The following is a 12,497-nucleotide window of genomic DNA, read 5'->3' as shown; positions in this document are numbered from 1 at the left end:
ACTTATGGGACTTGACATCTACGCCGGAACACTGACACGGTACTATTCTCACAACTGGAAAACCATCGTCCAACAGTGGGCGGAGGAAAACGGATATACTTTCAACCGCATCACCCCGGATGGAGAACCTGCTGACAACGAGGAGGAGCTGTCCCCGGCTGAGGTTCAGGAAACGGTGGAGAACTGGCGGGATCAGATTCTGGCAGCTATTTCCCAGCCGGACCAACCGCCCTACACCCCCTGGCCGGAGGACAATGAGAAGCCATATTACACCGACAAGCCGGATTGGGATGCGTTCGGCGCCATGCTGCTGGTGGCTGCCTGCCATACATATGAGGAACCGGTGCCACCTACTGTGGAGAAAGACTGGGACTTTGGGGAGCATCCCCTGATTGCCCGCCTTGCATCGGACGAGGAGCGGGTGTGGTCCCTGTTCAGTGGGGCTACCTGGTGGCTGCCTCTGGCGGATTCCTTCTTATTTCAGGCGCTTCTGCTCACCGATGATCAGGCGGTGATCGCCACTCTGGGCGGACTGCGGAAGGAACTGGAGAAGCTGAACCAGCTGGCGTGGCAGGCCGATGAGGATACCATCCTTGGCTGGGCCGACACTGAGGGATACCCGGTAGATGGAACCATAGACGCAGATGGACGGTACAGCAAGGCGGACATCCCGGAACACACCCCGTATGACACCCAATCCCTTGCCAAGTTTGCCTTCTCCATGTTCTGGCGAGCCATGCGGTTTGCCGAGGAACAGCAGGTGCCCATCCTGCTGGATTATTAAGGAGGAAACCAAATGAGCAATAAAGTTTTCCAGCAAAACCTGGACGACAAAAAAGGTCCCCAGCCCGGAGGCCCCTATCTCATTCAGATGCTGTTCAAAGAGCCGGTAGAAATGCCGGATAAAGAAAAAATGACTGCCGTAATGGAGAAGCACATCGGATCAACCGAGTGTTTCTGTTATGATAAGAAAATGGCCGGCTTTGCCGCACAGGAGCATATTGCAGAGTTCAAGGACGGAAAATGCCCGGTGCAGCTGATGGTGATGAAATGCGACAAGTTCAAGGGCAAAGGCTTTGATGCCTTCCTGATGAGCCAGATGTGGGATTGCCAGGAGGACCGGGAGCGGATCTTCCGGGAGTGCAAATATCAGGTGGTAGCCACCGATATGCTGGCTGCGGCGCTTCCGGCGCTGGAGCGTGCCAATCTGGATGCCGACTTTTTGGAGGCTCTGGCGGAGCTATACCCCACCTGTGAGGCATTCTATTTCCAGAACTGCGGCAAACTGTTCCTGGCGGAGGATGTGCGTTCTCACCAGATTGAAGGCTCGGATCGGTTCATCCGCTTTGGCGTCAATGTCCGCTTCTTTAACATTGAGGGCACCGAAGATATGCTCATCGACACGGTGGGCATGAGCACCCTGTTCCTGCCCGACCTCCAGTACCACTTCCACGACATGGACCCCAACTGGGTGGTAAACCACGCCTACAATGTGGCATCGTACATATTGGAGCATGATAACCCCATTCAGGATGGGGAAACCATAGACGGCGTGGCGAATGGCCAGATGTGCCGGGAGATTCAGTGGAAGTGCCAGTATGAGGACGCCCTGATCCAGCCGCCCAGAGGGGTGCTGGACATTAATATGGGAGAGTGTGCGTCTGGAATGCGTTAATATAAAATGATGCCATATAAAAAAGATAGTTGACATTATATCGTAAAATGACAGCTATCTTTTTTATATAAGGGTTTTGGTTAAGATTTTCGTTCTACAAACCACCGGCCTATATAAGCTCCCGTTAAATTTGTACTGCGTTCAAAAAAGAGATGGCTTTGCTTTCCGTTTACCAAAATTGTATAACAGTCGCCCTGACCTCCAGCTTTCCTTGCGACAGAGGGTTTCACATTCAAAATGCGGTCAATTGTATAAGGTGTTCCGTCTTCCCAGGTAAGTTCTTCTGGAAGCATCTTTCCGTCTGGAAGGAAGGCTGCTCTTACGTTTACATAAACTTTGCAGTCTGTCTGAACACCGATCATATAGTTCTACCTCCTTAAAAAGTTTTTTAACTTCTTCCAGTTCTTCCTCAAGTGTAGATGCATCGGAATGGAAAATGAGATGCGCTTCATCCTTTGTCCATCCGCATAGCAGATAATCACCGGTATGTGCTAGCTCAGAGGTATAGTAAAAATATTGCTGCTTATCTAATTGACAGCAGAAATAGACACACCGGGTAAGAGGGGAGAGGACAGGAGATGGAGTAATAAGCTGATAGATGATAGTTGTCCCATTGTTGCAAAGTTCTTTTCTAAGGGAAAAATCGTTTTCCGTATATGGACAAATATAATCAGACTCTTCCTGATACATGGCATGGAACAAGTCAAGGTATAGATCGGGGCCATTTTTTTCAAGATCCTGGCAAAATGATTTTGGGGAAAGATAGAAAAAATGGGGGTTCCATTTATGTTCTACATAGTATATATCGCGGATAGTATCTTCGTTCATCAGTAGTCCTCCTATTCAATTGTTTTCAGAAAATTCCCATGTGATACGATGGGAGACTCCAGTTTATAACCTTTACGTTTCATGACACGAAATTTAAAGTCCAGTAATTCTGCTGGTACATAAAGAGCTTTGGCTGCCTGAAAGAAAAACTGGTCTTCGTTTAATGCATTTAATACGCAGTCATCAGATAACAGCAGTTCGGCAGCAAAGAGATTTGCTTCATATTCCTGCCGATCTGTATCGTCAAATAGTGTAAATTCATGAAATGCAGCTGTTATGTTTGCATGAAGCACGGAATGAGCAATTTCATGAGCCAGTATGACCCGTTGAATCACTTCCGGCAAATCGCTGTTGATTGTGATATGTTTGATTCTGCGGTGCTGAACATAAAATCCTTTGCAGCACCCCTTATATCTTCCCATCGGTTTTAATACCACGATAATTTTCATTGCCTGTGCCAGACGGAATGGATCCGATTCACCATATTTTTTCTGGATCCGTCTGACTTCTTCAGATATGGATTGAATAGTCAAAACAGCTCCCTCCTTTCGGACTATATTACGGGAGAAGATTATTGTGGATTTTTCTTTTTGCCAAAGGTTTTTCTGGCTGCTTTTTTACAGTCATAGTATGCTTCGGCAACTGCCTGAAAATAAGCATCTTTTGCTTCTTCGCTTAGAGTGCCTCCTGCAAAAAGAGCTGTGTTCTCAGCCAGCATTTTTTGTAGATCCAATGCCTCTCTGGTTCCGCTTTTTTTTCTCATATCTTCTACATATTCCATGCGGTCTAAACCATAAGATGGATCCTCTATGTTATCGTTTTGCAGATACTCGGTTGATACCTCCAGTGCCTTTGCCAGCTTATAAAGCTGTGCCTGGTATGGTTTTCTTTCTCCTAATTCATAAGAAGTAATTGTTCGGATACCCATTCCGGCTTTTTCTGCTAATTGTTTCTGACTTAATCCAAGATTTCCACGTTGTTCTTTAACTTTAGCACCAAAAGATTTCATGTCAGACCTCCATTCGTTTTAGTGTGCGTAAACTTGCTAACTGTGCTATTGACAAGTGTGCATGTAGTTGCTAATATTTGAATTAGCAAGAATTAGCAAGTATCAGTGACTATATGCACATTATAATAGTGAGTGTGCAAGCTGTCAAGAATAAGTGTGCTAATAATTGCTAGAAAAAATTGGAAGAGGGTACAGAATATGAATCGGACAATCCTTCATAGTGATATGAACTGTTTTTATGCTTCTGTAGAAATGATGCTGAACCCAGAGCTACAGGGAAAAGCAGTAGCAGTGTGCGGGTCCACAGAAAACCGTCATGGAATTGTTCTTGCAAAATCAGAGAAAGCGAAACAAGCAGGAATAAAAACAGGGATGGTTAACTGGGAGGCAAAACGACTTTGTCCGGATTTGATTTTGGTTCCACCCCAGTATGAACAGTATTTAAAATATTCCAACATGGCAAGAGAGATTTATCAGGAATATACAGACCTGGTAGAGCCTTACGGAATGGACGAGTGCTTTTTGGATGTGACAGCAAGTCAGGTTCTTTATGGTTCTGGAAAAGAAATTGCAGACCAGATTCGCTGCAGGATGAAGAATGAACTGGGATTGACTGTTAGTATAGGAATTTCATTCAATAAAATATTTGCAAAACTGGGAAGTGATATGAAGAAGCCGGATGCCATAACTAGCATTGAAGAATCAGAATGGAAACAAAAGGTTTGGCCGCTTCGGGTATCGGAATTATTATTCTGTGGCCGCTCAACTACAAAGAAGCTGGAGCAAGTTGGAATTTATACGATAGGAGATCTGGCAGAAATGGATCATGATTATGTGAACCAGCTTCTTGGTAAAAATGGGCTGATGCTGTGGTCATATGCAAATGGTCTGGATGATAGTCCGGTAATGGAGAAGGACTTTGTGTCTCCGATGAAAAGTGTGGGGCATGGAATTACTTGTACAGCAGATCTTAAAACAGAAGAGGAGGTCTGGAAGGTTATTCTGGAATTATGCCAGGACATAGGACATCGATTAAGGATTCATGGATTGAAAGCACAGGGGGTTCAGATAGCGATTCGCAATCAGGAATTATTTACAAGGCAGTATCAAGGTCAACTTTCCCTTCCGACGATAGTGCCTTTGGAAATTGCAAAACTGGCGAGGGAACTATTTCAGAGAAATTATGATTGGAAGGAACCTGTGCGTTCGGTAACTGTTCGTGCAATCAACTTGGTATCAGCAAAAGAACCGGAGCAAATCTGTTTGTTTTCGGATCCAATCCGGCTTGAGAAAGAAGAAAAATTATTTCTGGCGATTGAGGAAACTCGGCGGCGATTTGGAAAAAGGGCTATCTATCCAGCGGCCTTGATGAAGGATCTGAAGATGCCGGAATATCGAGATCATGGTTTGATTATGCCGGGAGTTATGAACCGGTAAGATAGGAGGGGCTTATGGGACGGAAAAACTCATTGGCAAAAAACAGTATTCAGATGCTGTGTGTGATGCAGCATCTGGATGAACAAAATTTATATGAAAGGTCAAAATTGTTATTATCTATTTATCGAAATGTATGCTGGACGGCCTGTGACCGTGCTGCAATGCTTCGTGAAGAAGCAGAATATTGTTATGGTAGAGAACTGGAGGAGGGGCTTCTATATCTGAATGATTTTGCTCCTACTGTAGAGAGGGAAAAGTTTGAAGAAACAGTAAAAAGCCTGTTCCAGACCAAGTGGCTTGTGGAACTGGTAGACTCGGCCATGGTTAAAATGCGTGATTTTCCATATTCACCACAGCTTTATTTTGACATTGTGTTTAAGTGTTATTTAAGCCGGTTCCGATATACAGAGCCTGAATTACTGGAAACGCTTCGGATGGAAAGAAGCACATATTATGATAGAAAAAAGGAAGCAATTAAAATATTCGGTCTATCTCTTTGGGGGAGTGCTCTTCCTCAAATCAAACAGGCTTTGGAAGAACCGTTACTTTATGAATAGAGGAGAGGTGGTTTTATGAGCAACAAAAAGAAAATGGAAGTTTTGTATTTTGTTGAGCAATACATAAAAAGGTATGGATATCCGCCTACTGTACGGGATATCGGAAAAGGTTTAGGGTATCGTTCCCCATCAACTGTGCATGGTTATCTTCGGCAATTGAAGGAAGAACATCTGATTGAAAGTGACGGAAGCAAACCGAGAACGCTTCATATCAATTAAATAGTCCGACTAAAGTCCGACAAGAGTCCTACTGAAAGTCCGACTTCTCTCATGTTATAGTCAGTACACTGGATGGTCAGTGTGCTGAGCGAGAAGATCTCATACAGAAATGTATGGGGTCTTTTTTATAGTGTTTTGTGCGCTGCATCCAATTTCTAATTTGTTAAAAGCCAGCGGGATCCTCCCGTTGGCTTCTTTTTTTCTAAGGAGCAGCGTATGGAGAAAAGCTCTTGCTTGAGGATTGCCAGAAACCTATGTCGTAGTCCGCCACTTGTCCTTCGTTTTCACCACCCAACGAAAACTAAGGAGGACAGGAACATGGCAAAACCGTATAAGATACCGGATTTTAGAAAAATGTATCCGGAAGCCAGCGAGGAAGTAATCGCTGTATTGAGAACAAGTGAAAGAAAAATGCAGTATCAGGAATATGACTTAAAAAGAGCAAGAAATATCGTAGATCCTAAAACAGGAGAGAAAATGACCATTCCTAGCAGAGAGGATTCCTATGAACGCCTGCAGGAAATGGCTGTGCAATTTCCAGAAGAAAACAGAAGTGTGGAGGATCAGATTCTGAAAAAAATAGAGTGTGAACAGTTACATAAATTCCTTTTAGAACTCTCGAAAGAAGAACAGTGGTTGATTCAGGAACTCTATTTTGAGGAACGGACGGAACGGGAGGTAGCTTCGGTACTTGGATTGTCACAGAAGGCGATAAACAAACGGAGACAGAAGATTTTAGAGAAACTGAGAAAATTATTTTAATTATTTTTCTGTTTTTGGTTCTCAAACTTCTCTGCCAGCGTGGAAGGAAGTGAAGGGGACTGATTTCTCTTTCTGTTCTTTGGCAAAAACTGTGTGAAACAGTCATATCCGGCAATACAGATACCTTAGTTGTTCAGCCCAAAAGGAAAAGCACAAAGGAAAATCCGCCACGACCACCTGCAGATAGTCAGAGTGTCTGTCAATAAGATGACATCAAAGGTGCAGAGCGAAAAAAATTTGTCCTTAAAGCAGTTTTGGCAGACTGCCTGCAATGACCTGAACAGCCTATAATGATACTTCCGTCCAGTCACAGCCCCGCAAAACGGGAACACGCAATGAGGGCGGCTCGGAGAGACCCTCGGAGGGGAACAATCCCATGACAGCCTTAAGCCATGGCTGGTCAGTGTTGCCGCCCAAAGATATCGGTTGTAACAGGAATATCAGTATTTCCGATATCTGGTTCCGGGAAGTTGTGTCGAATAGGAACTTTTGAAAATGAAGAACAAGTGATTTTTAACAGAAACTATGGCGGCAGCTTTATATTTATCCAGCGGAAAAGGAAAGATAGATCAACTGGATAAGGCTGCCGCTATCCTTGTGTTCTAAATCACAAAATGATAAGGAGGAAGATGTATATGCGTGTCAAAGAATTTATGGAATTATATCCTGACAGCAATTTTCATTTTATGACATCGAAAGGATATTTATTTCTGAATTCTGACCAGGTAAAATCCATACTTTTGCAAGGGCAGAAAGAAGCAGCCAAGAAGGAGCTGGGAAAGGGAATCCGAGCGGATGAACTTTTGGCAGGCGAGGTCATCAGCGTAAGATGGAAAAAAGGCATTTGCCATATGATGGCAGAATTACATAGAGATAGAGACTTTTCATAAAGAGTAGGAACATTCGTAGTCCAGAGTAGATGGAAGGAGGGGAAGTGTTACGATAAAAAAAGGAGATATATATTATGCAGACCTGATGCCGGTAATAGGCTCTGAACAGGGGGGAATCCGGCCGGTTTTGATTATTCAGAATGATGTTGGTAATTGTTACAGTCCAACCGTCATTGTGGCAGCAATTACAAGTCGGCCTAATAAGCACTGGATACCTACACATATCGAATTGGGAAATCATGTAAGAGGACTCCATAATGATTCTGTTATTTTATTGGAGCAGGTAAGGACGATTGACCGGATAAGATTAAGAGGGTATGTAGGAAGTCTGAGTGGAGCCATGATGCGTAAAGTAGATGAGGCAATTCTCGTGAGTTTTGGTGTAACAGTACAGAGAAGAACATAAAGGGTGTTTGGAAAAGGAGCAGGAGGCAGGAATGGGTCAGGGAAAACGTGCGTGGATCTATTGTGCGATTGATGCACCGGAAGATAGAAATGGTGCATTAAAAAGTCAGTTTAAACAGCTGATTGATTATGGAGAGCAGATGGGATTTGAACTGGTTGGAAGTTCCAGTGATGTGGGGACAACTCCGCTTTGGAATCGAAATGGATTTCGTCATTTTATAGAAGCGGTCCAGAAAGAACAGGTAGATGTTCTTTTGATTGTAAACCGGGGCAGGCTGTCCAGATCATCCATGCAGCTCGCAAGATTTCAGATCCTTCAGGAAAGCTATGGTGTCGATGCATATTCGCCATTGGAAGGGAAAATTGAGTTTGGCAGTTAAAAAATAGGAGAGAAGATTTTATGAGAGCAGAAGAAAAGAATATGGTAGAACGGATCATGAACACAGAAACGATGGGATATGCCTATGAGTATCCATATGGTGGGGGAGCCAGAAAAGAATATATGTTGGCACTGACCCCGGAGAACTTGGCAAATTTTATCGGTGCGAGAGGATATGATGCTAAAAAAATAGTGATTACCGATGTGTTGGATCGCCTTATTGTGAATACCTGTATGGGGATGCTGGATATTTGTCCGGACCAGAAATTATGTGGGAGAATTATTAAGTATTTGGCGCCGATCCAGCTGGGAGAGAAGGAGGCTGGAGAGATTTTGGCGGTGGAACGCAATGTGGCAGATGAATATTTTGCTATGGAAGATGAAGCGGTTACGATGGCAGAATGCCAGATGTTATAGAGATTGTTGAGGAGGTAGAACGATCATGATTGGGATATTGATTGTTGCGGCAGTTGGAATTATTGGATTTTTGTTAACTGCAGGTATTGCATTTGGAATAGCAGGGAGTTATCAAATCGATTGACGTTGTTTATTGATAATGCTTCGTTTGAAAAGGAAAGATTGTTACATTGTGTGATAGCTATGAGAAGAGTAACACGGTATACTGTGTATAGCGTTAGAGGAAAGGAGTAAAGTAATATGGCAAGGTATATTGTGGATTCCCAGATAGATAATCACGAAAAATATTATTTCATTCGTGAGCAGGAGAGCCAGGATATAGTGTTACTGCCCTCCAAGTATCTAATGCATAAAAAAAGATCAAAATTGTCACCTAATACTATCAGAAGAAGTGCAGGAGCCATTTCATACTATCTGAATTATATAGATGAGACTGGCATCCAGTTAGATGATGTATGGGAGATGCCATATGATAAGCAGCAGGAACACTTTACAGACTATTTGATATGGTTACAGGCAGGATTGCATAGTGGAGATAGTTACAAAAAGAAACCATATAATGAGACCTGTAATGCGTATTTAAAAGAGGTGTTCCGATTTTATAGATTTTCTGGACAGCAGGATGAATCTATAAAGCAATTAAAAGTCCTCTCTGATATGAGAATTATTGTACATAATTCAGTGGGAGTAAAAAGGACATTATACCGGAATACATTTCATGGATATCTACAGGAAAAAGGACATATAGGGAAGACCATAGAGCAGGATAAGATCGTGATTTTATTAAAGGCATGTGCCAATTGTCGCGATCAAATCCTGCTTTTATTATTAGCAGAAACGGGATTTCGCATCGGGGAGCTTTTGGGAGTCCGGTATGCGACAGATATTGATTATGAGAGACACTTACTGTATGTCAATTTTAGAGAAGATAATGAAAATGGAGCCAGGGCTAAGAATGCAGAATACCGGAAGGCAAAAATCAGCGATGCCACCTTTGAAATTCTGCAGTTTTATATAGAGGAATATAAAGACCTTATTTTCCAGCAGGAGTACTTGATTATTAACATTTCGGGAGATTATGCTGGAAAACCGATGCAGGACTCAGGCGTCTATGCATTGATGGAACGGCTGCAGAAGAAGACTGGGATTAAAGTAACACCACATATGCTGCGGCATTATTTTGCAAATGCTCGCCGGAAGGCTGGATGGAAGTTGGAACTTATTAGTCAGGCACTTGGGCATCGAAATATAGAAACAACGATGAGATATTTAAATATATCGGATCAGGAGTTGATTGATGTCAGCGATGAATTTTATAGAAAACATCAGTCCATTTATGAAATCGACAAATTACTTTAGGGAAGGAGGAGAAGCATGTGCCTGCATTAAGATTATTGAATACGGAATCACAGGATAAAGCGGATTATCTTCATAACCAGTTGACAACGGATATAAATGTACCGAGTACATACTGGGAGTGTGCAGAGTCTTATCTAAAAGGTGTAGGAATATATGATGTTTTTCTTATAGAAGAACAGGATTTCCGTAATTATAAAATCTTTTTGCATGAAACGGGGAGCTTTACAAAGAAACAGGTGTTTGAGCGAACTGGATTCTTGAGAAATTTGCAGAAGGCACTTATCCGGAATGAGTATAAAGAATTGCTGGATGAAATTGAGCGGTGCAATACAGTGCAAGAACGCTTGAAAGGAAATGTTAGGAATTTTTTGATACGGCAGGGAATTCATCATGTAAGGGAAATTGATTATAGAACCAGAGAACTGTATGAAAGTGAGTTACGTAGGACAAAAACTTTCTCTAAAAGCCTTGAATATTTGAAGACATTGGATCGGATCAAACAGTTTGACATCCGAAAAGAAATGGAAACACTTTCTGGAAGAAACAAAGAACAGCTCAAGTATGAAGGGCAAGTGATTTTTCTTCCCTACATACCAGATCAGGACATAGGGTCAGATTTTGATTATATCCAGGATAAAAGCGAACTGGTATGGGATTTTAGCCAAAAGGCGTCAGAAAATTTAAAAAGGCAAATTTTTCAGATTTTATGCTATGCCTTGAGGAATATAAAAGACAGCAAGGATCGCAGAGTGCGTTATCTACTTCCTTTAAGGTGGATGTATGAGTTTTGCATAGAGGAAGGAATTGATGATATCGAGCGTCTTGAACTGGAGCAAATAAAGAAATTGGAAACAATTGTAGCCAGGAAAGTTGTAAATGTGAAGAACAGTATGCAGATTGTGGATAACAGTCGCAAAATACTATTTATGAGTGGAAAAGAAATTCACTGGTATGCAAATGTCTGGTATATGGAAAACATCGGTGTACAAGGGGTACAAACGAGATAAAATAGAAATGAGGGGCGATAGAGCGGAAATATCAGATTTTCCACTCTATCTGAACACGGTCGCTGGTGGCCTTGATTGTAGAGATCAAACCATCGGCGGCTTTTCTTTTGTCGTCAAAATCTATGCTGTCCCAGTTGTCGAGATAATAGGATAACTTCTTTATCTGCTGGGGAGATATGGTTTCAACGCTCAATTCAGCGATTGCCTTTGAAATGGTCTGGCGTCGGGTGTCCAGTTCTTCAATTTTTTTGTTAGCGTAGGCAAGCAAGGTCGCATTGGCTCCGGTTAGCGTATCCAGCAGCTTTTCAATTTCTGCCTCCACCTGTGCCAGCTCCACTTGATAGGCGGTCAGTTTCGGATTGACTTTTTCCTCTCTGCCGTGGAGTATCTGAAAGTCTTTGAACTTTTCCTGCATGGCCGAGAAAATGAATTGCTCAAATTCTTCTTTGCGGATTTTCCCACAGCCCGGACAGCCTTTGTTTTCCGTCCGTTTGGTACAGCGGAAATATCCGGTGCTGTTTGGTACATGGGTGGCTTTCAGAGCATACCCACAATGCCCGCATTTGATTTTTCCAGCCAGCCAAGTGTTCTTCGGTTTCCGTCCCTGCTGGAAGGTGGTATTTGCCATAAGTTTTTTCCGGCATTTCAGCCATGTGTCAGAGGAAATGAGTGCTTCATGGGGAGCGATAACAAGTATCTGGTCTTTTAAGCACCTGTCCTTGTCCTCCTTCACATCCCGCCCCTGATAGAGATAGCAGCCGTTTGTTCCGGCAAAGTCAGAAGCGTCATTGACAATCGCTGCACCCTGACTCTTGAAAAATTCGTACAGCTCCAAATCGGCCTGTGCGTAAACGGGGTTTCTTAAAAGCTGGGAAAGAAATGTACGGAACATGGATTTGCCATAAATTTTTATGTCATGTTCCTCGAAGTATCGGGTAATATCTCCGAAGGAGGTTTCCGGTTCAGCGTACATTTCAAACATCAGCCGAACATGGTCGGCGGCTACGGGGTCGGCAACCATTTTCTTTGTGCGGATACCCTCTACCACAGTAGGCTCTAACTGATAACCGTATGGTGCCTGTCCGCTCATGTGAAAGCCTTTCAGGCACCGTGAATAGTAGGCGTCTGTGACACGCTTCTGAATTGTCTCACGTTCAAGCTGGGCGAATACAATGCAGATATTCAGCATGGCCCGGCCCATCGGGGTCGAAGTATCAAACTTTTCTGTGGATGATACAAACTCCACATCATACTCTTGAAACAGCTCCATCATCGTTGCAAAGTCCAGAATAGAGCGGCTTATACGGTCCAGCTTGTACACGATGACCCGCCGGACCTTTCCTTTGCGGATCTCGCCCAGCAGCTTTTGAAACTCCGGTCTGTCCGTATTCTTACCGGAATAACCTTTGTCCTTAAATACCCGGCAGCTCCCGCCTTTCAATTCATACTTGCAAAAGTCGATCTGACTTTCAATGCTGATACTGTCCTTGCGGTCTACTGACTGTCTTGCGTAAATACAATCTTCTCTGATAAATTCCATATTGGGCTCCTTT

16 protein-coding genes are annotated in these 12,497 nt (G+C 43.2%); 12 read left to right on the top strand and 4 right to left on the bottom strand.

All coding sequences use genetic code 11. The features are described 5' to 3' along the window. Nucleotides 1-4 precede the first annotated feature (4 nt). Nucleotides 5-784 (top strand): hypothetical protein, encoded by a 780-nt coding sequence (locus tag DWY93_RS05890; protein ID WP_117471896.1) that lies wholly within the window; start codon nucleotides 5-7, stop codon nucleotides 782-784. Between the two features lie 12 nt (nucleotides 785-796). Continuing rightward, a complete protein-coding gene (locus tag DWY93_RS05885; protein ID WP_117471894.1) occupies nucleotides 797-1,675 on the top strand; it encodes a DUF4261 domain-containing protein in 879 nt (292 codons plus the stop codon). A 243-nt stretch (nucleotides 1,676-1,918) separates the two neighbouring features. On the opposite strand, the gene DWY93_RS05875 is transcribed toward DWY93_RS05885, so the two are convergent. The 3 genes from DWY93_RS05875 to DWY93_RS05865 are packed head-to-tail and all read right to left on the bottom strand — an operon-like array spanning nucleotide 1,919 to nucleotide 3,512. Continuing rightward, complete coding sequence (locus DWY93_RS05875; RefSeq protein ID WP_117471890.1) at nucleotides 1,919-2,503, bottom strand: hypothetical protein; 585 nt, start codon at nucleotides 2,501-2,503, stop codon at nucleotides 1,919-1,921. A gap of 11 nt (nucleotides 2,504-2,514) precedes the next feature. Continuing rightward, a complete protein-coding gene (locus DWY93_RS05870; RefSeq protein ID WP_117471888.1) occupies nucleotides 2,515-3,036 on the bottom strand; it encodes an ImmA/IrrE family metallo-endopeptidase in 522 nt (173 codons plus the stop codon). A gap of 38 nt (nucleotides 3,037-3,074) precedes the next feature. After that, nucleotides 3,075-3,512 carry a helix-turn-helix transcriptional regulator gene (locus tag DWY93_RS05865; protein WP_117471886.1) on the bottom strand — a complete coding sequence of 146 codons (438 nt, stop codon included), beginning with the start codon at nucleotides 3,510-3,512 and terminating at the stop codon, nucleotides 3,075-3,077. Between the two features lie 198 nt (nucleotides 3,513-3,710). Between DWY93_RS05865 and dinB the strand changes: the two genes are divergently transcribed. From dinB to DWY93_RS05815, 10 genes are all read left to right on the top strand, one after another. Then, complete coding sequence (gene dinB / locus DWY93_RS05860; RefSeq protein WP_117471884.1) at nucleotides 3,711-4,949, top strand: DNA polymerase IV; 1,239 nt, start codon at nucleotides 3,711-3,713, stop codon at nucleotides 4,947-4,949. A 14-nt stretch (nucleotides 4,950-4,963) separates the two neighbouring features. Then, complete coding sequence (locus DWY93_RS05855; protein WP_002593748.1) at nucleotides 4,964-5,506, top strand: hypothetical protein; 543 nt, start codon at nucleotides 4,964-4,966, stop codon at nucleotides 5,504-5,506. Between the two features lie 15 nt (nucleotides 5,507-5,521). Then, nucleotides 5,522-5,725 (top strand): hypothetical protein, encoded by a 204-nt coding sequence (locus tag DWY93_RS05850; protein ID WP_002593747.1) that lies wholly within the window; start codon nucleotides 5,522-5,524, stop codon nucleotides 5,723-5,725. 318 nt (nucleotides 5,726-6,043) lie between these two features. Further along, complete coding sequence (locus DWY93_RS05845; RefSeq protein ID WP_002593746.1) at nucleotides 6,044-6,487, top strand: sigma-70 family RNA polymerase sigma factor; 444 nt, start codon at nucleotides 6,044-6,046, stop codon at nucleotides 6,485-6,487. A 635-nt stretch (nucleotides 6,488-7,122) separates the two neighbouring features. Beyond that, a complete protein-coding gene (locus tag DWY93_RS05840; RefSeq protein ID WP_242990537.1) occupies nucleotides 7,123-7,377 on the top strand; it encodes a hypothetical protein in 255 nt (84 codons plus the stop codon). A 52-nt stretch (nucleotides 7,378-7,429) separates the two neighbouring features. Next, nucleotides 7,430-7,783 (top strand): type II toxin-antitoxin system PemK/MazF family toxin, encoded by a 354-nt coding sequence (locus tag DWY93_RS05835; RefSeq protein WP_038292372.1) that lies wholly within the window; start codon nucleotides 7,430-7,432, stop codon nucleotides 7,781-7,783. A gap of 31 nt (nucleotides 7,784-7,814) precedes the next feature. After that, on the top strand, nucleotides 7,815-8,162 hold the full coding sequence (locus DWY93_RS05830; RefSeq protein ID WP_117471880.1) for a recombinase family protein: 348 nt from the start codon (nucleotides 7,815-7,817) through the stop codon (nucleotides 8,160-8,162). Between the two features lie 20 nt (nucleotides 8,163-8,182). After that, nucleotides 8,183-8,578 carry a hypothetical protein gene (locus DWY93_RS05825; RefSeq protein WP_117471878.1) on the top strand — a complete coding sequence of 132 codons (396 nt, stop codon included), beginning with the start codon at nucleotides 8,183-8,185 and terminating at the stop codon, nucleotides 8,576-8,578. Between the two features lie 240 nt (nucleotides 8,579-8,818). Next, the gene (locus DWY93_RS05820) at nucleotides 8,819-9,937 is read left to right on the top strand and encodes a tyrosine-type recombinase/integrase (protein WP_117471876.1); all 1,119 of its coding nucleotides are present in this window, start codon (nucleotides 8,819-8,821) and stop codon (nucleotides 9,935-9,937) included. 17 nt (nucleotides 9,938-9,954) lie between these two features. Beyond that, on the top strand, nucleotides 9,955-10,944 hold the full coding sequence (locus DWY93_RS05815) for a hypothetical protein (protein ID WP_242990536.1): 990 nt from the start codon (nucleotides 9,955-9,957) through the stop codon (nucleotides 10,942-10,944). A 31-nt stretch (nucleotides 10,945-10,975) separates the two neighbouring features. Here the strand turns inward: DWY93_RS05815 and DWY93_RS05810 are convergent, their stop codons facing one another. Further along, nucleotides 10,976-12,484, bottom strand: coding sequence for a recombinase family protein (locus DWY93_RS05810; RefSeq protein WP_005927564.1), 1,509 nt, complete (start codon nucleotides 12,482-12,484; stop codon nucleotides 10,976-10,978). Nucleotides 12,485-12,497: the final 13 nt, after the last annotated feature.

It is taken from the genome of Clostridium sp. AF28-12, from assembly GCF_003435225.1.
In the GTDB taxonomy this organism is placed as follows: domain Bacteria; phylum Bacillota; class Clostridia; order Lachnospirales; family Lachnospiraceae; genus Pilosibacter; species Pilosibacter fragilis.
This window is presented reverse-complemented; position numbering and strand designations above follow the sequence as displayed.

Excerpts from the sequence above, each read along its gene's own strand:
- DWY93_RS05850 (WP_002593747.1), top strand. The coding sequence starts at position 5,522 with ATGAGCAACAAAAAGAAAATGGAAGTTTTGTATTTTGTTGAGCAATAC.
- DWY93_RS05845 (WP_002593746.1), top strand. The coding sequence starts at position 6,044 with ATGGCAAAACCGTATAAGATACCGGATTTTAGAAAAATGTATCCGGAA.
- DWY93_RS05855 (WP_002593748.1), top strand. The coding sequence starts at position 4,964 with ATGGGACGGAAAAACTCATTGGCAAAAAACAGTATTCAGATGCTGTGT.
- DWY93_RS05865 (WP_117471886.1), bottom strand. The coding sequence starts at position 3,512 with ATGAAATCTTTTGGTGCTAAAGTTAAAGAACAACGTGGAAATCTTGGA.
- DWY93_RS05890 (WP_117471896.1), top strand. The coding sequence starts at position 5 with ATGGGACTTGACATCTACGCCGGAACACTGACACGGTACTATTCTCAC.
- DWY93_RS05885 (WP_117471894.1), top strand. The coding sequence starts at position 797 with ATGAGCAATAAAGTTTTCCAGCAAAACCTGGACGACAAAAAAGGTCCC.
- dinB (WP_117471884.1), top strand. The coding sequence starts at position 3,711 with ATGAATCGGACAATCCTTCATAGTGATATGAACTGTTTTTATGCTTCT.
- DWY93_RS05820 (WP_117471876.1), top strand. The coding sequence starts at position 8,819 with ATGGCAAGGTATATTGTGGATTCCCAGATAGATAATCACGAAAAATAT.
- DWY93_RS05875 (WP_117471890.1), bottom strand. The coding sequence starts at position 2,503 with ATGAACGAAGATACTATCCGCGATATATACTATGTAGAACATAAATGG.
- DWY93_RS05830 (WP_117471880.1), top strand. The coding sequence starts at position 7,815 with ATGGGTCAGGGAAAACGTGCGTGGATCTATTGTGCGATTGATGCACCG.
- DWY93_RS05825 (WP_117471878.1), top strand. The coding sequence starts at position 8,183 with ATGAGAGCAGAAGAAAAGAATATGGTAGAACGGATCATGAACACAGAA.
- DWY93_RS05810 (WP_005927564.1), bottom strand. The coding sequence starts at position 12,484 with ATGGAATTTATCAGAGAAGATTGTATTTACGCAAGACAGTCAGTAGAC.
- DWY93_RS05840 (WP_242990537.1), top strand. The coding sequence starts at position 7,123 with ATGCGTGTCAAAGAATTTATGGAATTATATCCTGACAGCAATTTTCAT.